This is a genomic window from Streptomyces sp. NPDC029169, from assembly GCF_055563935.1.
In genome coordinates, this window is record NZ_JBVHXA010000007.1 from 193,920 (window position 1) to 214,423 (window position 20,504).

Here is a 20,504-nt window from a genome sequence, read left to right on the forward strand (position 1 = left end):
GCTTCGAGCGCGCGGGTTCTCCGCGCGGGCCGCCCACCCGGAGGATTGGCCGAGCGGTAAGGCACCGGCTTGCACTGTGCTTGATTCAAAGCGAGTCGTGGTCGGGGTCACCCCCGCGCGCGTTCGATCCGCGCATCCTCCGCAGAACGCAAGCCCGCTCTACTCCGCCAGCAGACGATCCAGTACGACCGCGATGCCGTCGTCCTCGTTCGAGAACGTCACCTCGTCCGCGACGTCCTTCAGGGACGCGTGGGCGTTCGCCATCGCCACGCCGCGCGCCGCCCAGGCGAACATCGGGATGTCGTTCGGCATGTCACCGAAGGCGATCGTCTCCGCCGCCTTCACGCCCAGCCGGCGCGCCGCCAGCGACAGACCCGTGGCCTTGCTCAGGCCCAGCGGGAGGATCTCCACGATCCCCGGACCGGCCATCACCACGTCCACCAGGCTGCCGGCCGTCTGCCGGGCGGCCCCCGCCAGCTCGTCGTCCGACAGCGTCGGGTGCTGGATGTACAGCTTGTTCAGCGGGGCGGCCCACAGCTCCGCCGGGTCCTCGAAGGGGACGTACGGCAGCGGCCCGTCCTGCACTCGGTACCCCGGGCTGATCAGCACCTCGCCGTCCAGACCGTCGCGGCTCGCGGCCAGCGCCAGCGGCCCCACCTCGGCCTCGATCTTCGACAGCGCCAGACCGGCCAGCTGCCGGTCCAGGGTCACCGAGGTCAGCAGTCGGTGCTCGCCCGCGTGGTAGACCTGCGCGCCCTGACCGCACACCGCGAGCCCCTCGTAGCCGAGGTCGTCGAGGATGTGCCGGGTCCAGGGGACGGACCGGCCCGTGACCACGATGTGCGCGGCCCCCGCCGCCACCACGGCGGCGAGGGCGTCACGCGTACGGTCCGAGACCGACTCGTCGGCGCGCAGCAGCGTGCCGTCGAGGTCCGTCGCGACGAGCTTGTACGGGAACGGACTCACTTGGAGATCGGCTCCAGGACCTCGCGGCCACCCAGGTACGGCCGCAGGACCTCCGGCACCCGCACCGAACCGTCCGGCAGCTGGTGGTTCTCCAGGATCGCCACGATCGTGCGCGGTACGGCGCACAGGGTGCCGTTCAGCGTCGCGAGCGGCTGGACGACCTTCTTGCCGCCCCGCTCGTCGCGCATCCGCACGGACAGGCGGCGCGCCTGGAAGCCGTCGCAGTTCGACGCGGAGGTCAGCTCGCGGTACTTGCCCTGCGTCGGGATCCAGGCCTCGCAGTCGAACTTGCGCGAGGCGGAGGAGCCCAGGTCGCCGGTGGCCACATCGATGACCTGGAAGGGCAGCTCAAGGCTGGTCAGCCACTGCTTCTCCCAGTCGAGCAGCCGCCTGTGCTCGTTCTCGGCGTCCTCCGGAGCGACGTACGAGAACATCTCGACCTTGTCGAACTGGTGGACCCGGAAGATGCCCCGGGTGTCCTTGCCGTACGTGCCGGCCTCGCGGCGGAAGCACGGCGAGAAGCCGGCGTAGCGCAGCGGGAGCTTGTCGGCGTCGATGATCTCGTCCATGTGGTACGCGGCGAGCGGCACCTCGGACGTACCGACGAGGTAGAAGTCGTCCTTCTCCAGGTGGTACACGTTCTCCGCGGCCTGGCCGAGGAAGCCGGTGCCCTCCATGGCGCGGGGGCGGACCAGCGCCGGCGTCAGCATCGGGATGAACCCGGCCTCGGTCGCCTGCGCGATCGCCGCGTTGACGAGGGCCAGCTCCAGCAGGGCGCCGACACCCGTCAGGTAGTAGAAGCGCGAGCCGGAGACCTTGGCGCCCCGCTCGACGTCGATGGCGCCCAGCGCCTCGCCCAGCTCCAGGTGGTCCTTGGGCTCGAAGCCCTCGGCCGCGAAGTCGCGGATGGTGCCGTGCGTCTCCAGGACGACGAAGTCCTCCTCGCCGCCGACGGGCACGTCCGGGTGGACGATGTTGCCGAGCTTCAGCAGCAGGTCGCGCGCGGTCTCGTCGGCCTCGTTCTGCTCGGCCTCGGCGGCCTTGACATCGGCCTTGAGCTGCTCGGCCCGCTGGAGGAGCTCGGCGCGCTCCTCGGGGGAGGCCTTGGGGATCAGCTTTCCGAGCGACTTCTGCTCGGAACGGAGCTCGTCGAAGCGGACGCCGGACGACCTGCGCCGCTCATCGGCGGAGAGCAGGGCGTCGACGAGCTCGACGTCCTCTCCACGGGCGCGCTGGGAGGCGCGAACACGGTCGGGGTCCTCACGGAGCAGGCGAAGGTCAATCACCCCACCAGGCTACCGGTGCGGGCTCGCCCCACCCCACCCGATATAGCGGTGCGTGTCGCTTTGCCCGAATTGCCGGTATTGGGAAATCCTCTCCCTATTCGTCAATAAAGGGTGCTGGGACCCCCGAAAAGGGGCGGACCGGCGTGCGCGCCTTGACTGAATCGCCGCGTGGATCACTGGACTTCTCCACAGCGAGATCGGCCCTCGCCCAAGTTTTCCACAGGCTGTGCGTCAGATCTGTGGATCGTGAACGAATTTGCTGGGCGTCGTCATGATCAAACCCGCCCCGCGCACTCTTCCGAGTGGGAATTCCTCGCCCGGCCTCGCCCTAAAGAGTTGATCAATGGAATGGGGCTGACGTGGCCCGACCTGCGCCCCTGTGGGTGAACGGAACCCGGCTGGGGCGATTTGTCGACCTTGCCCAACCGCCATATCGACTTGTCCCCAGGCTGGGAAAGAGGCCTGTGGATAACTTGGGGGTTCGTAGGAATATACGCAGGTAGGACAACCCCTTCGCGCCTGTGGACGACCAACCCCGGCGAAGGCAGCGGCGGGGCACGATCAGGTCAGGCCCGACCGTCCTGGGCCCTCGCCAGCCAATCGGAGGCCGCCATGAACTCCGCGTCCGACGTCCCGCGCCGCAGCGCCCGTACGTCCTTCCTCGCGACGCCCGCACGCGGGTACGACCCGAGGAACCGCACCTTCGGGCAGATCCGCTTCAGGCCCATCAGCGCCTCGCCCACGCGCCGGTCCGAGATATGGCCCTCGGCGTCCACGGCGAAGCAGTAGTTCCCGATGCCAGCCCCCGTCGGGCGGGACTGGATCAGCATCAGGTTGACCCCGCGCACCGCGAATTCCTGGAGCAGCTCGAGGAGGGCACCCGGATGATCGTCACCCAGCCACAGCACCACCGACGTCTTGTCCGCCCCGGTCGGCGCCGCGGGCCGGGCCGGCCGGCCCACGAGGACGAAGCGGGTCTCGGCGTTCTCCGCGTCGTGGATCTCGGTGACCAGGGCCTCCAGGCCGTAGGTCGCCGCCGCGAACTCGCCGGCGAAGGCGGCGTCGAAGCGGCCCTCCTGCACCAGCCGGGCCCCGTCCGCGTTCGAGGCCGCCGACTCCCAGAGGGCGTCGGGGAGGTGGGCCCGGAGCCAGTTCCGCACCTGCGGCTGGGCGACCGGGTGACCGGTCACCGTCTTGATCTCGGAGAGCTTGGTCCCGGGGCGGGCGAGGAGGGCGAAGGCGATCGGCAGGACCACCTCGCGGTAGATCATCAGCGGTTCACCGGAGGCCAGCTCGTCCAGCGTCGCGGTGACGCCGCCCTCCACCGAGTTCTCGATCGGTACGAGAGCGGCGGCGGCCTCTCCGTTGCGTACGGCGTCGAGCGCGGCGGGGACGGAGACCATCGGGACGAGTTCCCGGGTCGCGGCCTCGGGCAGCGTACGCAGCGCGGCCTCCGTGAAGGTGCCTTCGGGGCCGAGATACGTATACCGGGTGGCGGACATACGGTCACCCTAATAGGCGCCGGGTCCTTACGACTCCAGAAGCCGCTGGCCCACGTATTCGCCGTCGGCGGCCCCGCCCGGCACGGCGAAGAGGCCGCTCGCCTCGTGCCGGAGGAAGGGGGAGAGCGCGTCGCCCCGGTCGAGCTTGCGCTGCACGGGCACGAAGCCCCTGAGCGGGTCGGCCTGCCAGCAGATGAAGAGCAGTCCGGCGTCGGGTGTGCCGTCGGCGCCGATGCCGTCGTGGAAGGAGAAGGGGCGGCGCAGCATGGCGGCTCCGCCGTTCTGTTCGGGGGCGGAGATCCGGGAGTGGGCGTTGTCCGGGATGACGAGTGTGCCGTCGGGGCCGGTCTTGTTCAGGTCGGGTTCGGTGGTCTCGGTTCCGCCGGTGAGGGGGGCGCCGTCGGATTTGCGGCGGCCGATGACCTTCTCCTGCTTGTCGAGGGGGAGCTTCTCCCAGTCGTCGAGGAGCATGCGGATCCGGCGGACGACGGCGTAGGAGCCGCCGGCCATCCAGTCGTGCGCTCCGCCCGCGCCGGCGCCGCCTGCGGGGACGAAGATCCGCTGGTCGAAGTCGGGGTCGGAGGGCTTGGGGTTGCCCGTGCCGTCGACCTGGCCCATGAGGTTGCGGGCGGTCATGGGCTTGGCGGTGGCGCCTGCGGAGCGGTTGAAGCCGTTCATCTGCCAGCGGACGGTGGCGGCTGCGCCGGCGTCCTTCTGGAGGGCGCGCAGGGCGTGGAAGGCGACGAGGGCGTCGTCGGCGCCGATCTGTACCCAGAGGTCGCCCTCGGAGCGCTTGGGGTCGAGGGCGTCGGCGGAGAAAGCGGGCAGGGGGTCGAGCTGCGGGGGGCGGCGGGCGGTGAGTCCCGTACGGCCGAAGAAGGAGTGGCCGAAGCCGAAAGTGACGGTGAGGGAGGAGGGTCCGGCGTCGAGGGCGATGCCGGTGTCGTCGGTGGACGGCTTGCCTGCCATGAGGGCCTTGGCCGTGGTGGACCAGCGGCGCAGGAGTGCCGCGGCTTCCTTGCGGCCGGCGCCTGGGGCGAGGTCGAAGGCGATCAGGTGGCCGCGTGACTGAAGCGGAGTGGTGATCCCCGCTTGATGTTTCCCGTGAAACATCGCCTCGGTGGCGCCGACCACTGTGAGTGCGGTCGTGTCCGAGGCGGGGGTGCCGGAGTCGCCGACCGCGCTGTAGACGCCGGCGCCTCCGGCCGCGCCGAGGGCGAGGCCGGCTGCGCCTGCCGCGCCGACGGTGCCGAGGAGCTTGCGCCGGGAGATGTCGAGGGTGTCGTCGTCGTTGTTCACGTCGGTCAGCCGATCTTCACGGTCTTGTCGATGGTGGTCTGGTCGATGTCGGAGGTGCGGACCGTCACCTGGATCTGCCATTCGCCGGCCATGGGGATCTGGACTCCGTTGGCGCTCCAGTGTCCGGTCTGGATGCGGTCGGGGACGACGGGGAGGGGGCCGATGTCCTTCGCCTTGAGGGTGAAGGCGACCTTGATCTCGGGGACGTCCAGGGGGCGGCCGTTGGGGCGGTCGACGTAGAGGTGGAGGGCGTTGGCGCCGGTGCGGCCGGGGTCGAGGCTGAGCCGTACGGTGCCCTTGCCATCGACGCCCCCGGTGTCGAAGGGGAGGCGGATGTCCACGGGGCGTTCGGGTACGGCGGTCGAGCCGGAGGCGGAGCGGGAGCGTCCTGCCTCTTCTTCCGTGCGGCCGGGTTCGGTCGAGGTCAGGACGGTCGTGACGGCGAGCAGGACGACGGCGACGGCGGCTTCGGTCAGGACGGAGCGGCGCAGGCCGGTGCGTTCGGGGTCGGCGTCGCGGTCCCTCTTCTTGCGGGCGGTGGCGACGGCGGCTCGTTGCCGGGCGAGTTGGGCGGCCCGTACGGGGTCGGTGCCGCCGGCGGAGGCTTCGGCTTCCTCCGCCTCTTCTTCCTCGGCCTCGGTGTCATCCGTGGCCGTCGTCTCCGACTCCGTCTGTGCCGGTGTGGCGAGTCGCTGGGTCCAGCGGCGCGAGATCCAGGCGATGCCGACGAGGACGGCGACGAGTCCGATCTTGACCAGGAGCAGTTGTCCGTACGCGGTGCCGGTGAGGGCGGACCAGGAGCCGGCCTGGCGCCAGGACTGGTACAGCCCGGTCGCCGCGAGGACGGCCACGGAGCCGAAGGCGATCTTCGAGAAGCGTTCCACCGCGGCCCGCTCGATGCCGGGTGCCCGGTAGAGCGCGACGAGCAGGGTGGCCAGGCCGCCGAGCCAGGCCGCGACGGCCAGGAGGTGGAGGATGTCGACGGGCATCGCGATCCCGGGCTGGATGCCGGTGGAGGCGTGTTCGGCGAGTGCCCAGGTCCCCGCGATTCCGGCGGCGACGACGGTGCCGCCGATCGCGAGTCCGAAGGTGAGGTCCTTCTTCTCCCTCTCGTCGGTCCGCTTGGTGTACGTGCCGAAGAGCACGGCCACGAAGAGTGCGGCGGCGCCGAGCAGCATGAGCCGGGAGATGAGTGCGGCGCCCGTCTTCGTCTCCAGGACGGAGCTGAGTCCGCCGAGGTCGAAGGCGTCGGCGAGTTCGCCGGAGCCGGTGTAGGGGTTGCGGAGCAGCAGCATGACGAGGGTGGCGGCGGTGAGGGTGAGCCAGCCTCTGACGACGAGCCGCTGGAGGGGCCGGATGCTCGCGCCGCGCGGCCAGCAGGCGAGGACGAAGGCGCCGCCGCCGACGAGGACGATGAAGCCGGCGTACGAGAGGTAGCGGGCGATGCCGTACAGCGCGCCGACGAGTCCGCCGCCTGCCTGCTGGTCGGGGAGGGTGACGGAGGTCGGGGAGGGGGCGCCGACGGAGAAGGTGAAGGCGCCGGCGATGGGGTGGCTGTCGGCGGAGACGGCCTGCCAGGCGACGGTGTAGGTGCCTTCGGGGAGTCCGGAGCGGAGGCCGACGCCGTACCGGATGACGGCGCCGCTGCAGAGGTCGCGGAGTTCTCCGGTGTCGACGCGGTTTCCGGCCGGGTCGAGGACGCGGATGGAGTCGTCGCCCATGGCGACCTGTTCGGAGAAGGTGAGGTGGACGTCCTTGGGGGCGGTGGCGACCACCGCCCCGTCCTGCGGGTCGCTGCCGGTGAGTGCGGCGTGCGCGGACGCGGGGGCGGCGCCGGCGAGCAGGGCGCCGAGGAGCGTGGCCGCGACGAGCAGCAGCCGGGCCAGGGCGGTTCCGAGGCGCGGGGCGGTGGTGGGCATGGGTGTGTTCAGTCCCTCAAGTAGCTCAGTGCTGCTTCGGGTTGTGGGTGGCGGCTTCGACGGGCAGGTCGACCGTGATGGGGTCGGCCTTCTCGAAGTGCAGCTCGATGCTGACCTTGTCGCCCTGCTTCGGCTTGGTCTTCAGGCCCATGAACATGATGTGGCTGCCGCCTCGTTCGAGCGTGAGGTCGCCGTTCGCGGGGATGTCGAAGGACGTCACCTGCCGCATCTTCTGCTTCTTCGTCTCGTGGATCTGGACGTCGTCGGAGATCGGGCTCGTGACGGAGGTGAGCTTGTCGGCGGTGCCGCTCTCGTTCTTGATGGTGAGGAAGGCGCCGGCCATGTCCATCACGGGCTGGGGCATGAAGGCGCCGCTGACCTTCAGTTCGGGCTTGCCGTCGGCTTCGGCGGAGCTGTCGGACGAGCACCCCGTCAGCGCCAGTGCTGCCGTGAGGGCGACGGTGGCGGACAGGGCGGTGGTGCGGCGGTTCACGGGTTCTCCCCCTTGATGAGCTTCGGCAGGTCCTTGGCGTAGTCGTCGATGGTCGTGTCCTCGCCGTACAGGACGTAGCCCTGGTCGGTCGTGGGCGAGAACGCGATCACCTGGGCTCCGTGCATGGAGACGACCGAGCCGTTCTTCTCCTTCTTCGGCGGGTCGATGCCGATGCCGATCTGGCGGGCGCCGGCCTGGATGGCGGGGAAGTCGCCGGTGAGGCCGATGAAGGAGGGGTCGCCGGCGGCGGGGAGCCACTTGGCGAGTGAGGCGGGGGTGTCCCGTTCGGGATCGGTGGTGACGAAGACGACCTGGAGCTTGTCCTGGTCGGCCTTGGGGAGCTGCTTCTTGGCGATGGCGATGTTGCTCATCGTCAGGGGGCAGACGTCGGGGCAGTGGGTGTAGCCGAAGTAGATCAGCGTCGCCTTGCCCTTGGTCCGGGCGCGGAGGTCGTACTTCTGGCCCTTGGTGTCGGTGAGGACGAGGTCGGGCTTGGTGAAGGGGCGGTCGAGGACGGTCGCCGCCTTGGTGCTGTTGCCGTCGGTGGAGACTTCGGCGACGGGGCCGGTTCCGGTTCCGGTGGTCTTGTCGGCTCCGCCGCCGAGGCCGACGGCGGCCGTCACCGCGAGGGCGGCGACGACCGAGGCTGCGGCGATGATCAGGGGGGCGCGGCGGCTGGGCCTGGCCTGCTCGTCGGTGGTGGGGCCGGTCGTCTTCTGGACTGACATGGGGCGTGTTCTTTCTGGTTCAGGCGGAGCGGCGGCGGCCGGCGAGGAGGCCGAAGGCGACGCCGGCGGCGCCGATGAGGATGCCGACGACGCCGAGGACGCGGGCGGTGGTGTCGCTGGAGGAGGCGGAGGCGGATTCGGTGTGGCCGTGGCCCTTCTCGTCCTTCGCCTTGTCCTCCTGGCCGGCCTTCTCATCCGTCTTCGTGTCGCTGCCGCCGTGGTGGTCGTCGGTGGCGGCGGTGAGCTTCAGTACGGGCGCGGGGTTCTGGGGTTCCTCGGCGCCTTCCTTGGGCTCTTCGATCCAGCGGACGACCTCGTTGTTGTCGTAGGTCTGGATGGCCTTGAGGACGAGCTGGTCGGTGTCCTCGGGCAGCCGGCCGAGCGAGAGGGGGAACTGCTGGAACTGGCCGGGGCCGATCTTGGAGCCGTCGGCGGTCCAGGTGACCTTGGAGACGGCCTCGTTGATGGTCTTGCCGTGCAGCTCCAGCGGCTTGGCGAGCTTGGCCTTGGTGACCTCGGACTTCCAGCCGGGGACGGGCTGCGGCATCACGGAGGCGAGCGGGTGGTCGGTGGGGAAGTTGATCTCGACCTTGACGGTGGAGGCGTTGTCGCGCTCGTTGGGGACCTTGACGTTGACGGTCGCGTAGCCGCCCTTGGTGGCTTCGCCCTGCGGCTGGACGCCGACGTGCGCGAAGGCGGTGCCGGAGAGCAGGACGACGGAGGAGAGGGCGATGCCACCGGTGAGGGCGATACGGGAAACGTTCATGGCAGAAGACACTCCAGCTCGGGAGAGGGGTCGGGGTTCCGGCACGCCGACGGCCGGAAGGGTGTGTTCCGGGTGGTGCGGGCGTACGAAGGGCCACGGACCGGCTCTCGGTGAAGCGGAGCGGGTCCGGGTCAGGCCGCGAGGGCGCAGTCGGCGGCCGGGGGGCCGCGCCGGATGACGGTGTGCTGGAGTGCTTCGGTGCCGGTGGGCGGTGCGGTGTCGTCCGTGGTGCGGGCGGGCCGGCGCGGGCCGGCGGCGGGAAGTCCGGGAAGGCCGGCGAGCAGGGCCCGTACGAGGGTGAGTGCGGCGCGCAGGGAGCGGACGAGGGCGGCTTCGGCGAGTTCGGTCGCCCGGTGGGTGGAGAGCCGGGCGAGCCGGCCGAGGGCGAGGTCGCCGTGGCGCAGCAGCCAGCCGGTGGCAAGTGCGGCCAGGAGGTGGCCGAGCACCATCGGGAGGCTGGGCAGGAGGCCGGCGCTCTGGACGGCGCCGGCGGCCGTCCCGCCGGCCAGGTGGGCGGCGTGGGTGTGGGTGGCTGCGGTGGCCGGGTCGAGGCCGGCGTCGCTGATGATGCGCGTGGCGTCGGCGGCGCTCATGGACGCGGCGCCGGCGCCGCAGACGAGTCGGGCGGCCATCCGGATCAGCGCGTCGTCGGTGACCGGGCCGAGGGAGCCGCCGGTGAGCGGCCGTTGTCCGAGTCCGAAGAGAGCGTGCAGTCCGAGTTGTCCGCCGGCCAGGGCGGTGACGATGACGGGCAGCGAGCGTTGCCGTCCGGCGAAGAGGACGGCGATGCCGAAGAAGCCCAGGAAGCCGGCGACCAGGGTCCACAGGGCGAGGCCCGCGAAGGCGGCGATCGCGTGTCCGAGCCCGGACAGCACGACGCAGACCGCGGTGAACACCGCGGCCCTCAGCAGGCGTGGTGCGAGCGCGGGCGCAGACATGGCGGGCCCATCATCGCACCAGGCCCTGGCCCGCCATGCGGCAGGTCCGGAAGATCACCTTTGGCCGCCTTCGGATCCGATATACACGCGGCCTTCGGGTCCGGCACGCTGGCGGCCTCGGTCCGACATACAGACGGCCTTCGGGTCCGACGCGCTGGCGGCCTCGGTCCGACATACACCGGCCGTGGTGCGCACACATCCGCCGAATGAGCGCTCTTGTGCCTTCCGGGGGCTTACGGACCCCTTGGCGCGGCAATAGGTATCGGTATGTCGCGCCGCAGCATGTCGAGCCGCAGCCAGGAGGCTGGAGCATGAGCATCTGGTGGTCCCTCCATCTGAGGCGCGAGGCCGCGAGCGTTCCGCTCGCCCGGCGGCTGCTGCTCGGCACGATGGAGACGGCGGGGGTCGACCCCGATGTGTCGTACGACTTGTCGGTCGCGCTCACCGAGGCGTGTGCCAATGCCGTGGAGCACGGTGGGGACACGGGTTCCGGTCCGGCCTCGGAGGCGTACCGGGTGACGGCCTATCTGGACGGGGAGACCTGTCGTATCGAGGTGGCGGACTCGGGTCCTGGTTTCTCGGGTTACCCGCTCCCCGCCGCCCACGATGCCGAGAACGGGCGGGGGCTGCGGCTGATCGAGGAGCTCGCCGATCATGTCCATTTCGGCCGTACGGGCCGGGGCGGGGCGCTGGTCAGCTTCGACAAGATCGTCAAGTGGCGGACGGACGCGCCGCTCGCGCTGACCTGAGGACGAGCACGTGAGAACGGGTACGGGAGGGCCCCCGCCGATCACGTCTGCGGGGGCCGTATTCCGTACGAACGTCAGCCTGTACGTCAGCCCTTGAGGCCGGCCATCCAGGCCTCGACCTCGTCGGCCTGGCGCGGCAGTGCGGCGGAGAGGTTCCGGTTGCCGTCGTCGGTGACGAGGATGTCGTCCTCGATCCGGATGCCGATGCCGCGGTACTCCTCGGGCACGGTCAGGTCGTCGGCCTGGAAGTAGAGTCCCGGCTCGACGGTCAGGCACATGCCCGGCTCCAGCGTCGTGTCGACGTACGCCTCGGTGCGCGCGGCGGCGCAGTCGTGGACGTCCATGCCGAGCATGTGGCCGGTGCCGTGCAGGGTCCAGCGGCGCTGGAGGCCGAGCTCCAGGACGCGGTCGACGGGGCCCTCGATCAGGCCCCACTCGACGAGCTTCTCGGCGAGCACGCGCTGGGCGGCGTCGTGGAAGTCGCGGTAGGCGGCGCCCGGCTTGACGGCGGCGATGCCCGCCTCCTGCGCCTCGTACACGGCGTCGTAGATCTTGCGCTGGAGCTCGGTGAAGCGGCCGTTGATCGGCAGGGTGCGGGTCACGTCGGCGGTGTAGAGCTCGGTGGTCTCGACGCCGGCGTCGAGGAGCAGCAGCTCGCCGGAGCGGACCGGGCCGTCGTTGCGTACCCAGTGGAGGGTGGTGGCGTGCGGGCCGGCGGCGCAGATGGAGCCGTAGCCGACGTCGTTGCCTTCGACGCGGGCGCGCAGGAAGAAGGTGCCTTCGATGTAGCGCTCGCTGGTGGCCTCGGCCTTGTCGAGGACCTTGACGACGTCCTCGAAGCCGCGGGCAGTGGAGTCGCAGGCCTTCTGCAGCTCGGCGATTTCAAACGCGTCCTTGATGAGACGGGCCTCGGAGAGGTGGACCCGCAGCTCTTCGTCGCGTTCGGCGGTGACCTTGTCGGTCAGGGCGGCCTCGATGCTTGCATCGTGGCCGCGGACGGCGCGGACCGGGCCGGTGGCCTCCTTGAGGGCGGCGGGCAGCTCGCGGACGTCCTTGGCCGGGATGCCGAGGAGCTGCTCGGCCTCGGTCAGGGAGTGGCGGCGGCCGACCCAGAGCTCGCCCTGGCCGTCGAGCCAGAACTCGCCGTTCTCGCGGTTGGAGCGGGGCAGCAGGTAGATCGTGGCCTCGTGGCCGTCCTTCACCGGTTCCAGGACGAGGACGCCGTCCTGCGTCTGGTCGCCGGTGAGGTAGGCGTACTCGGTCGAGGCGCGGAAGCCGTACTCGGTGTCGTTCGAGCGTGTCTTCAGGTTGCCGGCGGGGATCACCAGGCGCTCGCCGGGGAAGCGCGTGGACAGCGCGGCGCGGCGGGCGGCGGTGTGCCGGGCCTGGGCGATCGGCTTCAGGCCGGTCAGCTCGGTGTCGGCCCAGCCGGACTTCATGTTCTCGGCGAGCTCGTCGGACACGCCCTGGTAAAGGCCGTTCTTCCGCTGCTTGATCGGCTCTTCGGTCTCGTCCGGGGTTTCCGGGGTGAGCTCGTCTGCCACGGGGGTCTCCTTCTTACGACACTGAACCCCGTCCATCGTACGGTCGTACGGAAGGGGGCCCAGGGCCGGAAGACCTATTACCGCTGCGTCACGTACCGCTCACTCGCGGCGGGCGGCCTACTCGAAGCGAGCGGCGAGCAGGACCACGTCCTCGCCGTCGCCGGCGGTGTCGAGGCCGTCGGGCAGCAGGGTCCGCAGGATGTGGTCGGCGATGGCCCCGGGGTCGGTCCGGTCGGCCTTCGGGACGCTCGTGGCGGCCGCGTGGAGCCGGGCGAAGGCCCGGTCCATGGGGTCGCCGGTACGGCGGAGCAGCCCGTCGGTGTAGAGCAGCACCGTTTCTCCGGGCTCGGGGGCGATCTCGACGCTCGGCGCCTCCCAGCAGGCGAGCATGCCGAGCGGCGCCGACAGTGAGGTTTCGACGTACTCGGTGCGGTGGTCGCCGATGATCAGCGGCGGGGTGTGGCCGGCTCCGGCGAGGACGAGTTTGCGCTGCTTGGGCTCGGAGTAGGCGAAGAGCGCGGTGGCCGAGCGGGCGGGCTCGGTGAGCCGGAGCAGGAGTTCGAGGTCGGAGAGGACGGCGACGGGGTCCTCGCCCTCCATGACCGCGTAAGCGCGCAGGGAGGCGCGCAGCCGGCCCATCGCGGCGAGCGCGCTCGGTCCGGTCCCGGAGACGGAGCCGACGGCGAGGCCGAGGGCGCCTTCGGGGAGCGGCAGCGCGTCGTACCAGTCGCCGCCGCCCTGGGGGCCGGTGCGGTGGCGGGCGGCGAGCTGGACGCCAGGGACGCGGGGGAGGCGGCTGGGCAGCAGCTCCTCGGCGACGGTCGTGACCTGGACGCGGGCGCGCTCCAGTTCCAGGAGGCGGGCGAGGTGTTCGGTGGCGTAGCGGCCGTAGAGACCGACGAGGTGGCGCTGGCGTTCGACGGGTTCGGCGGGTTCGTCGTACAGCCAGACGACGGCGCCGAGTCGGCCGGCGGCCTCGGTGGCGAGCGGGAGCGCGTAGCTGGCGGCGTAGCCGAGCCGGGCGGCGACCTCGCGGTGGCGGGGGTCGAGCTCCGCCTCGCCGAGCAGGTCGGGGACGGCGACCGGGTCGGGGACGGTTCGGGATCGGGTGGGGTCGGGGGTGGTCTGCGGTCCGGTCGGTTCGGGGACGGCTCGGGATCCGGTCGGTTCGGGGAGGCCGTCGAGGATGCGGCCGTAGGAGGTGGCGGAGCGCGGGACGGTCTCGATGGTGCCGAGTTCGGCGTGGGCGAGTCCGAGGCCGACGGTGGAGGTGGGGCCGAGTCCGTCGCCGGGTTCGAGGACGGCCATGCCGCGGCGGGCGCCGACGAGGGCGGCTCCGGCGCGCAGCAGTTCGCGCAGTGCTTCGTCGAGTGAACCGGTCTTGACCAGGCGTTCGGTGAGTTCGTGGAGGGTGGTGAGGTCGGAGACCCAGCCGGCCAGCCGGTCCTGGATCATCGCGCCGGGGATGCCCGGGAGGGTTGCTGCGGACGGGTTCACGGGCGGGACGGGCGCGGTAGTGTGCGCGGGCGAGGGAACCGTGGAATCGATTCCAGCCACTTTCGGCAGGTGTGGGGCGCTCATGTCGACCGGCTTTCCGACCGGTGCGTTTCGCTCAATAGCATCGCAAACCCCCATGTCAATCTGCGCCGCTAGCAATGCATCCACATGTACACGCACAAGAGGAGCGATGTCCAGCATTGTCCCCACGGGACTTGTGGTGTCCGTGGGGTTTGGCAGAAGGGTTGAAGTGCAGGCCAAGTTGGCCGAAAATTGCCCCCTCGGTGCACCTTTCGCGGTCGACTGGCGTCGTTTGAAAGCGCGTTGATTTGAACGTGATGGGTACGTAATCGGTGATGGCCAGGGGTAGTTGGAACGGCCCCGGAACCTGGCAGGGTGCCTGGGCGTCCTCACCGCCGCAGGCCGCGCCCCTCGAGTGGACGACGAGCCTCAGCTCGGCCCCTCCCGCCCCACCGCACGGGGCGGCGAACCGCCGACCTTGTACGCGGTGCTACGCACAGTGAAGTGATCTGCACATGGTGTGATGTGGATTCGGCGTTCAATGGAAAGGAACGAGCGCTCATGCGCGAGATCCTCGGAAGGCGACGCGGGCTCCGGTTCCGGCGCAGGGAAAAGACCGTCCAGCTCGACGCGGCGCTCGTCTGCGCCGCCGAGTGGGGCTGGCCCGTACTGCCCGGCGTGGGGCTGAAGGCGACGACCCGTACGTCCAGAGGGGCCGGCTGCGCCTGCCCCGACCCGGGGTGCGTCGTCCCCGGCGCACACCCCTTCGACCCCGGACTGCTCGCGGCCACCACCGACGAGCGCATGATCCGCTGGTGGTGGACCCGGCGCCCGGGCGCCCCGATCGTCCTGGCCACCGGAGGCGGCGCGCCCTGCGCGGTGAGCCTGCCGGCCGTCGCGGGGGCGCGGGCCCTGGCCGCCCTCGACGCGATGGGCATGCGGCTCGGGCCGGTGGTGGCGACGCCCACGCGCTGGTCGCTGCTGGTCGCTCCGTACGGCCTCGAACAGCTCGGCGAGCTCCTGTACGCGAAGGACAGCGTGCCCAGTTCGCTGCGGTTCCACGGCGAGGGCGGCTATCTGCTGCTGCCGCCGTCGGTCGCGGGGACGGGGCAGGTGCGCTGGGAACGGGCGCCGCTGGCCGGGTCGGCCAGGCCCTGGCTGCCGGACGTGGAGGCGGTCGTGGACGCACTGGTCGAGGCGAGCACGGGCGCGCCGGGCGGCGGCAGCAGACTCGCGTACTGACGCGGTACCGAACGGGGAGCGGAGGGTCTGGGGTTTCCTCACCCGTACGGGTGTGAGGCTGCCCGACTTGTACGGGAAATGGGCGCGGGGCGCGCGGTGCGCCGTAGTTCCGCCGATATCTTCGGCCCACGGTTCACGCCGTACACGCCGTTCACGAGTCGCAGCCAGCCGGGCAGGTGGATCCCATGAATCTCCGCATGATCGGGCTCGGGGCCGTCGTGGTGTGTGCCACGTTCCTGCCGCTGGCCGCCCTCGCCGGCCAGGCGGCCGGCCCGGGGCCGGGCGACGACGCCAAGCCGCCGGCGGAGGACGCCGGGCGGCGCGCCGACGGCGGTCTGCTGCCGGGCCTCGGCCTCGGCGCGCGGAAGGCCGCGCCGACTCCCCCGCCCGCGCCCTCCCCCTCGGCTTCGGGGGCGCCGTCGGCCGTTCCCGCCCGTGCCTCGCACTGCGGTCCCGAACTGACCTCCCCCGATGGGATCGAGGCGCAGACGTGCGTGCTCACGGAGGGCCCGGACACCTGGGCGCGTACGTACTACCGCAACGCCAGCGGCCAGCAGCTCGACGCCGTACTCACCCTGATGGGGCCCGGCGGGCGGACCGTACAAGTGCGTTGCGCCGTTCCCGCGCAGGACGAACCGGGGGCGTGCGAGACGCCGCGGGAGCGCGCGCGAGGCGCGGTTTCGGCATATTCGGCCGTGTCGGAATTCGCGGGTGCGGGCGAGGGCGGCAGCACGCCGCTGCTGCTGCGGTCGGGGAGCAACATGGCGGGTGCGGGCGGCAGTTGAGCCTCGGGACGGGATCCGTCCGGGCATGAGAAGACCCGGTCGCTGGCGACGGGGGATGCACCAGCGACCGGGCTTCTAGAACGGTAACAAGAGATCTGCTGTTCGCAAATTCGATCTCGGTTATTCGGACAGGGATTTACCTGGCCGCACGGGGAGTTGTGGCGGATGTCACCGACTGGTCGGTCTGTCAGCCACCACGGTCATCACCGTCATCACTGTCACCACAGGCACCACCGTCACCGCCGGTGTCAGCTGAGAGTCACCTGACGGTTGGTGAGTCCGCCGCGCGCCCGGCGCTCCTCGGGGGTGAGCGGGGCGTCGGTGGCCAGCGCCGCCGCCAGTCGCTCGGCGAACTCGGCGGCCGGCTTCTCGCACGCCTCGGCGCCCATCGACGTCGGCAGGTCCCAGACCGGCACCATCAGGCCGTGCGCCCGGAAGGAGCCGACCAGACGGGTGTCGTCGCCGAGGGAGGAGGTGCCGGCCGCGTGCAGGCGGGCCAGCGCGTCGAGAAGCTTCTCCTCCGGGTAAGGCATGACCCAGCGCAGGTGGTTCTTCTCCGGGGTCTCGCACCAGTACGCCGAATCCACGCCGGTCAGCTTGACCGTGGGGATCGCGGCGGCGTTGGCGCGCTCGAGGGAGGCGCTGACCTCGGGGTTGGAGTTCTCCGCGGACTCCGGAATCCAGAATTCGAAGCCCTCGTGCACGACCGGCGTGAAATCGCTGTTCGGGTCGAGCAGATCCTGCAGGCGCGGGCCCTCGGCCGGTACGCGACGGCCGGCGACCGGAGTACCCGGCTCCGCCTCCAGGGCGCGCAGGAGGGTGTCGGCGAGGTCGCGGGCGAGATCGCCGGAGGAGGAGTCGTTCTGCAGGGCGAGGAGGACGGAGCCGTCGTCGCGGCGCAGCGCGGGCCACGCCATGGGCAGCACGGTCGCGAGCGTCACGGAAGGCACGCCCTCGGGCAGCCCGTCCTTCAGGGTGAGCGGGACGGTGGCGGCGGGCACCAGTTCGCGCAGCGCGACCCAGTCGCACTCGCCGGGCAGCCCCTCGAAGGGGCGCTGGACCAGCTCGGTCACGGCGTGCGCGGCGGCCCGGCCGTGGCACGCCTTGTAGCGGCGGCCCGACCCGCAGGGGCACGGCTCGCGCGCCCCGACGACCGGGATCTCCCCGTTCGTGACCTGTGCCTTGGCGGCCTTCGTCTGGGGGCGCTTCTTGGCCATGGTGTGGCTTCTCCCGATAGCGGCAGTGCTGTGGTGCAGGCCGCGCTCGGTGCACGGCTCTGTGTCGGGCGAGCCTAGCCGCACGGAAGCGCCAAGGGACTCAGGCGGGCATGTTCACCGACCCGGGCCTCTGCGACCGGTGCGTGCGCGGGGGCCGATCGCCGCGCTGGGACGCCGGGGCGCGGCTCCGGGGGGCCGGGTGCCGGGCGCCAGGGCGCTGGTGCCGTGCGCCCGGCGGCAGGTCCCGGGCGGTCGAGGGCCGGGAGTTCAGGAGGCCGCCCCCGGGGCTCGGTCGCCCAGGGGCCGGGAGCTCGGTTCGCCGCCCCCGGGCTCGGAGCACCCCGGCTTCAGTCCAGGTCGTCGTACGCGTCCAGGAAGTCGAAGCCCGAGCCGCCGCCGACCCTCGCCGCGAAGTCCTCGCGACGGTGGCCCTCGGTGACGACCACCCAGACCGTCACCTCACCGGACGCGCCGTCCCGTACACCCCAGTCCTGAGCCAGGGCGCCGATGATGTTCAGCCCACGGCCGCCGCGTGCGGTGACCGAGGGCGTCGACGGAACGGGCCGGGTCGGACCACCGCCGTCCGTCACCTCGACGGTCAGGCCACCTGACGGATCGATGCGCCAGGCCGCACGGACGTCCCCGTCGCCCATCTCCGCCCGCCCCAGCGGCCTGCCGTGCCGGCAGGCATTGCTGAGCAGCTCGGAAAGGATCAGTACCGCATCGTCGACGACCGATTCGGACATCCCGCTGCGGCTCAACTGCTCCCGCATACGGTGTCGCGCCTCACCCACGCCCGCAGGGCCATGGGGTACGGCCATGCTCGACGACGTGGGCACCTCCTGTGCCACCACCAACGCCACCCCCGAGACCTCCTTTGCCCCACGCCACGGTGTGGATGCCCCAATGGCCTGGACCGGAAACCGTCCAAGCAACGTGCGGTGACGCACTCGTAACGATCGAGTACGGACCGAACGCGCCGGTGCACTCCCTGTAACCCTGAGGCGCATGTGGCGGAAGGGGCGAGAAGAAGGAAGGGATGGGGTCAAAGGCGGCCCAACTGGGACAGCACCTGCTTGGGCCGGTTGGTGATGACCGCCTCCACGCCGAGCCGCTCGCAGAGCTCCACGTCCTCCGGCTCGTCCACCGTCCATACATGGACCTGGTGTCCGGCCTTCTGGAGCCGAAGGATCACGGTGGGGTGATGGCGGACGATCCGGATCGACGGTCCGGCGATCCGCGCGCCCGCCGGCAGCCTTCCGTCGCGCAGCCGGGGGGTGACGAACTGCGAGAGCGAGACGGTGGGGAGCGTCGGCGCGGCGGCCGCGATCCGGTGCAGTGAGCGCGCCGAGAAGCTCATGACCCGTACGGGAGACTCCTCGGGGGACGCCGGCGCCGCGAGGCCGAACCGCCCGAGCAGCTCGAGCAGCCGCTCCTCCACCTGGCCCGCCCAGCGGGTGGGGTGCTTGGTCTCGATGGCCAGTTCTATGTGGCGTCCGGCGTCGGAGACCAGCTCCAGGAGGCGTTCCAGGGTGAGTACGGAGGTGAGCCCGGAGTCCTTCCAGTCCGGGCTCTCGCGGGCCTCCTCGCGGCCCCGCCAGGTGCCGAAGTCCAGGGCGGCGAGGTCGGCGAGCTCCAGGGCGGAGACGGCGCCGCGGCCGTTGGAGGTGCGGTCGACGCGGCGGTCGTGGACGCAGACGAGGTGGCCGTCGGCGGTGAGCCGGACATCGCACTCGAGGGCGTCGGCGCCGTCCTCGATGGCCTTCACGTAGGCGGCGAGGGTGTGTTCCGGGGCGTCTTCGGAGGCTCCGCGGTGGGCGACCACCTGGAGGGGGGCGCGGTTCGTGTGCGGCCGGGGGTGCTGCCGTGCGTGGGTCACCGCGTCATGGTGCCATTGGCGGGGCGGCCGTACCGGATCGCGTCCGTTCTGTCCACAAATAAAGAATGGGGCGCGGACGCACAGCTCCGCCTTACAGTGGCCTGACGCCCTGTGGGAAAAGCTGTCCGCAGCACCCCAGTGAGGGCATCCACCTGCGCAGTGAACGAGGAGAGAGCTGTGAGCACCGAGAACGAGGGCACCGAGGTTCCGGCGGACCCGAGTGCCCCGTCCGCCCCTCCCGTCCCTCCTGCCCCCGTCGCGCCGCCTGCCGCGTCGGTAGATGCGACCGAGGCGCCGGCGGCCGGTACCCCGGCTCCGACCCCGGCGGCCGGTACCCCGGCTCCGACCCCGGCCGAGGCTCCGGCTCCCGCGGAGGCCGAGGCTCCGGCTCCCGCGCCGACGGCTGCGGCTCCCACCCCGGAGACCGCGACCGCGGCCGCGGCGCCGGCCGGTGGCTGGCCTCCGCCTCCGCCGGCCGTACCGGCCTGGGGTGCGCCCGTCCCGCCCGTCCCGGAGGCTCCGCCCAAGCGGAGGACTGGTGGTCTGGTGGCGGCGGTTCTCGTGGCGGCCCTGGTGGCCGGCGGTGTGGGCGGCGGCATCGGCTACTGGGCGGCCGAGCGTGGCGACACGGGCGTCAGTTCGACGACGGTCGCCGCGGGGGACTCCCCGGCGTCGTTCAAGCGGGACCCGGGCACGGTCGCCGCGGTGGCGAACAAGGCGCTGCCGAGCGTCGTGACCATCCAGGCCAAGTCCGGCGGCAGCGTCGGGGAGAGCGAGGGCGAGGGCGGTACGGGCACCGGCTTCGTCTACGACAAGGAAGGCCACATCGTCACCAACAACCACGTGGTGGCGTCGGCGGCGGAGGGCGGCACGCTCTCGGCGACCTTCTCCAACGGCAAGACGTACGACGCGGAGGTCGTGGGCCGCGCGGAGGGCTACGACGTGGCCGTCCTGAAGCTGAAGAAGGCGCCGGAGGGGCTGGCTCCGCTGCCGCTCGGCGACTCCGACAAGGTGGCGGTCGGAGACTCGACGATCGCGATCGGCGCGCCCTTCGGCCTGTCGAACACGGTGACGACGGGCATCATCAGCGCCAAGAACCGCCCGGTCGCCTCGGGTGACGGTTCCAGCGGCAAGAACTCGTACATGAGCGCGCTGCAGACGGACGCCTCGATCAACCCGGGCAACTCCGGCGGCCCGCTGCTCGACGCGAGCGGCGCGGTGATCGGCATCAACTCGGCGATCCAGTCGACGGGCAACGGCTTCGGCCAGTCCCAGGCGGGTTCGATCGGCCTCGGCTTCGCCATCCCGGTCAACCAGGCGAAGAACGTGGCCGAGCAGCTGATCAAGACCGGCAAGCCGGTCTACCCGGTGATCGGCGCGACAGTGAACATGACCGACAAGGGCGAGGGTGCGACGATCGCCGACGAGGGCGCGGGCGGCACCCCGTCCATCACCGCGAACGGCCCGGCGGCGAAGGCGGGTCTGAAGCCGGGTGACGTGATCACGGCCTTCGGCAACCGCCAGATCGACAGCGGCCCGACGCTGATCAGCGAGATTTGGACCCACAAGCCGGGCGACTCGGTCCAGCTCACCTACGAACGCGACGGCAAGACCGCCACGACCACGGTCACCCTCGGCGAACGCACGGGCGACAGCTGACCGGCTAGGCTGTC

General features: G+C 71.4%; 18 protein-coding genes and 1 tRNA gene. 5 read left to right on the plus strand and 14 right to left on the minus strand.

The annotated features are described in order from the left end of the window. Positions 1 to 39 precede the first annotated feature (39 nt). Positions 40 to 142: transfer RNA gene (locus tag ACZ4VI_RS15940), tRNA-OTHER, on the plus strand. Positions 143 to 159: 17 nt separating this feature from the next. On the opposite strand, the gene ACZ4VI_RS15945 is transcribed toward ACZ4VI_RS15940, so the two are convergent. From ACZ4VI_RS15945 to ACZ4VI_RS15985, 9 genes are all read right to left on the minus strand, one after another. Further along, complete coding sequence (locus tag ACZ4VI_RS15945) at positions 160 to 966, minus strand: HAD family hydrolase (RefSeq protein ID WP_467999798.1); 807 nt, start codon at positions 964 to 966, stop codon at positions 160 to 162. After that, positions 963 to 2,252, minus strand: a complete 1,290-nt coding sequence (gene serS / locus ACZ4VI_RS15950; RefSeq protein ID WP_467999799.1) for a serine--tRNA ligase — start codon at positions 2,250 to 2,252, stop codon at positions 963 to 965. Before serS ends, ACZ4VI_RS15945 begins: the two co-directional genes overlap by 4 nt. A 566-nt stretch (positions 2,253 to 2,818) precedes the next feature. Then, positions 2,819 to 3,754 carry a prephenate dehydratase gene (gene pheA, locus ACZ4VI_RS15955; protein WP_467999800.1) on the minus strand — a complete coding sequence of 312 codons (936 nt, stop codon included), beginning with the start codon at positions 3,752 to 3,754 and terminating at the stop codon, positions 2,819 to 2,821. Positions 3,755 to 3,781: 27 nt separating this feature from the next. After that, a complete protein-coding gene (gene efeB / locus ACZ4VI_RS15960; protein ID WP_467999801.1) occupies positions 3,782 to 5,053 on the minus strand; it encodes an iron uptake transporter deferrochelatase/peroxidase subunit in 1,272 nt (423 codons plus the stop codon). A gap of 5 nt (positions 5,054 to 5,058) precedes the next feature. Beyond that, on the minus strand, positions 5,059 to 6,972 hold the full coding sequence (locus tag ACZ4VI_RS15965; protein WP_467999802.1) for a copper resistance protein CopC: 1,914 nt from the start codon (positions 6,970 to 6,972) through the stop codon (positions 5,059 to 5,061). A 25-nt stretch (positions 6,973 to 6,997) separates the two neighbouring features. Further along, complete coding sequence (locus ACZ4VI_RS15970) at positions 6,998 to 7,465, minus strand: copper chaperone PCu(A)C (RefSeq protein ID WP_467999803.1); 468 nt, start codon at positions 7,463 to 7,465, stop codon at positions 6,998 to 7,000. Then, positions 7,462 to 8,193 carry an SCO family protein gene (locus ACZ4VI_RS15975; protein WP_467999804.1) on the minus strand — a complete coding sequence of 244 codons (732 nt, stop codon included), beginning with the start codon at positions 8,191 to 8,193 and terminating at the stop codon, positions 7,462 to 7,464. Before ACZ4VI_RS15975 ends, ACZ4VI_RS15970 begins: the two co-directional genes overlap by 4 nt. Positions 8,194 to 8,212: 19 nt before the next feature. Beyond that, positions 8,213 to 8,959 carry a YcnI family copper-binding membrane protein gene (locus ACZ4VI_RS15980; protein WP_467999805.1) on the minus strand — a complete coding sequence of 249 codons (747 nt, stop codon included), beginning with the start codon at positions 8,957 to 8,959 and terminating at the stop codon, positions 8,213 to 8,215. Between the two features lie 131 nt (positions 8,960 to 9,090). Further along, a complete protein-coding gene (locus ACZ4VI_RS15985; protein ID WP_467999806.1) occupies positions 9,091 to 9,897 on the minus strand; it encodes a hypothetical protein in 807 nt (268 codons plus the stop codon). A gap of 311 nt (positions 9,898 to 10,208) precedes the next feature. Here ACZ4VI_RS15985 and ACZ4VI_RS15990 point away from each other — a divergent pair, with 311 nt between their 5' ends. Beyond that, positions 10,209 to 10,646, plus strand: a complete 438-nt coding sequence (locus tag ACZ4VI_RS15990) for an ATP-binding protein (protein WP_467999807.1) — start codon at positions 10,209 to 10,211, stop codon at positions 10,644 to 10,646. Between the two features lie 86 nt (positions 10,647 to 10,732). Here the strand turns inward: ACZ4VI_RS15990 and ACZ4VI_RS15995 are convergent, their stop codons facing one another. Both ACZ4VI_RS15995 and ACZ4VI_RS16000 read right to left on the minus strand, forming a co-directional pair. Beyond that, positions 10,733 to 12,190 carry an aminopeptidase P family protein gene (locus ACZ4VI_RS15995; RefSeq protein ID WP_467999808.1) on the minus strand — a complete coding sequence of 486 codons (1,458 nt, stop codon included), beginning with the start codon at positions 12,188 to 12,190 and terminating at the stop codon, positions 10,733 to 10,735. A 117-nt stretch (positions 12,191 to 12,307) separates the two neighbouring features. Continuing rightward, positions 12,308 to 13,888 carry a PP2C family protein-serine/threonine phosphatase gene (locus tag ACZ4VI_RS16000; protein WP_467999809.1) on the minus strand — a complete coding sequence of 527 codons (1,581 nt, stop codon included), beginning with the start codon at positions 13,886 to 13,888 and terminating at the stop codon, positions 12,308 to 12,310. Positions 13,889 to 14,269: 381 nt separating this feature from the next. Between ACZ4VI_RS16000 and ACZ4VI_RS16005 the strand changes: the two genes are divergently transcribed. After that, positions 14,270 to 14,950 carry a bifunctional DNA primase/polymerase gene (locus tag ACZ4VI_RS16005; RefSeq protein WP_467999810.1) on the plus strand — a complete coding sequence of 227 codons (681 nt, stop codon included), beginning with the start codon at positions 14,270 to 14,272 and terminating at the stop codon, positions 14,948 to 14,950. A 185-nt stretch (positions 14,951 to 15,135) separates the two neighbouring features. Beyond that, on the plus strand, positions 15,136 to 15,735 hold the full coding sequence (locus ACZ4VI_RS16010; RefSeq protein WP_467999811.1) for a hypothetical protein: 600 nt from the start codon (positions 15,136 to 15,138) through the stop codon (positions 15,733 to 15,735). Positions 15,736 to 15,983: 248 nt separating this feature from the next. Here the strand turns inward: ACZ4VI_RS16010 and ACZ4VI_RS16015 are convergent, their stop codons facing one another. The 3 genes from ACZ4VI_RS16015 to ACZ4VI_RS16025 all read right to left on the minus strand — a co-directional run bounded on the left by ACZ4VI_RS16015 (position 15,984) and on the right by ACZ4VI_RS16025 (position 18,831). Continuing rightward, positions 15,984 to 16,952, minus strand: coding sequence for a DUF5926 family protein (locus ACZ4VI_RS16015; RefSeq protein ID WP_467999812.1), 969 nt, complete (start codon positions 16,950 to 16,952; stop codon positions 15,984 to 15,986). A 347-nt stretch (positions 16,953 to 17,299) separates the two neighbouring features. Continuing rightward, positions 17,300 to 17,902: an ATP-binding protein gene (locus ACZ4VI_RS16020; protein ID WP_467999813.1), complete on the minus strand. Its 603-nt coding sequence runs from the start codon at positions 17,900 to 17,902 to the stop codon at positions 17,300 to 17,302. Between the two features lie 95 nt (positions 17,903 to 17,997). Next, positions 17,998 to 18,831, minus strand: a complete 834-nt coding sequence (locus ACZ4VI_RS16025; protein WP_467999814.1) for a glycerophosphodiester phosphodiesterase — start codon at positions 18,829 to 18,831, stop codon at positions 17,998 to 18,000. Positions 18,832 to 19,008: 177 nt separating this feature from the next. Between ACZ4VI_RS16025 and ACZ4VI_RS16030 the strand changes: the two genes are divergently transcribed. Then, positions 19,009 to 20,490: a S1C family serine protease gene (locus ACZ4VI_RS16030; protein ID WP_467999815.1), complete on the plus strand. Its 1,482-nt coding sequence runs from the start codon at positions 19,009 to 19,011 to the stop codon at positions 20,488 to 20,490. Positions 20,491 to 20,504 lie beyond the last annotated feature (14 nt).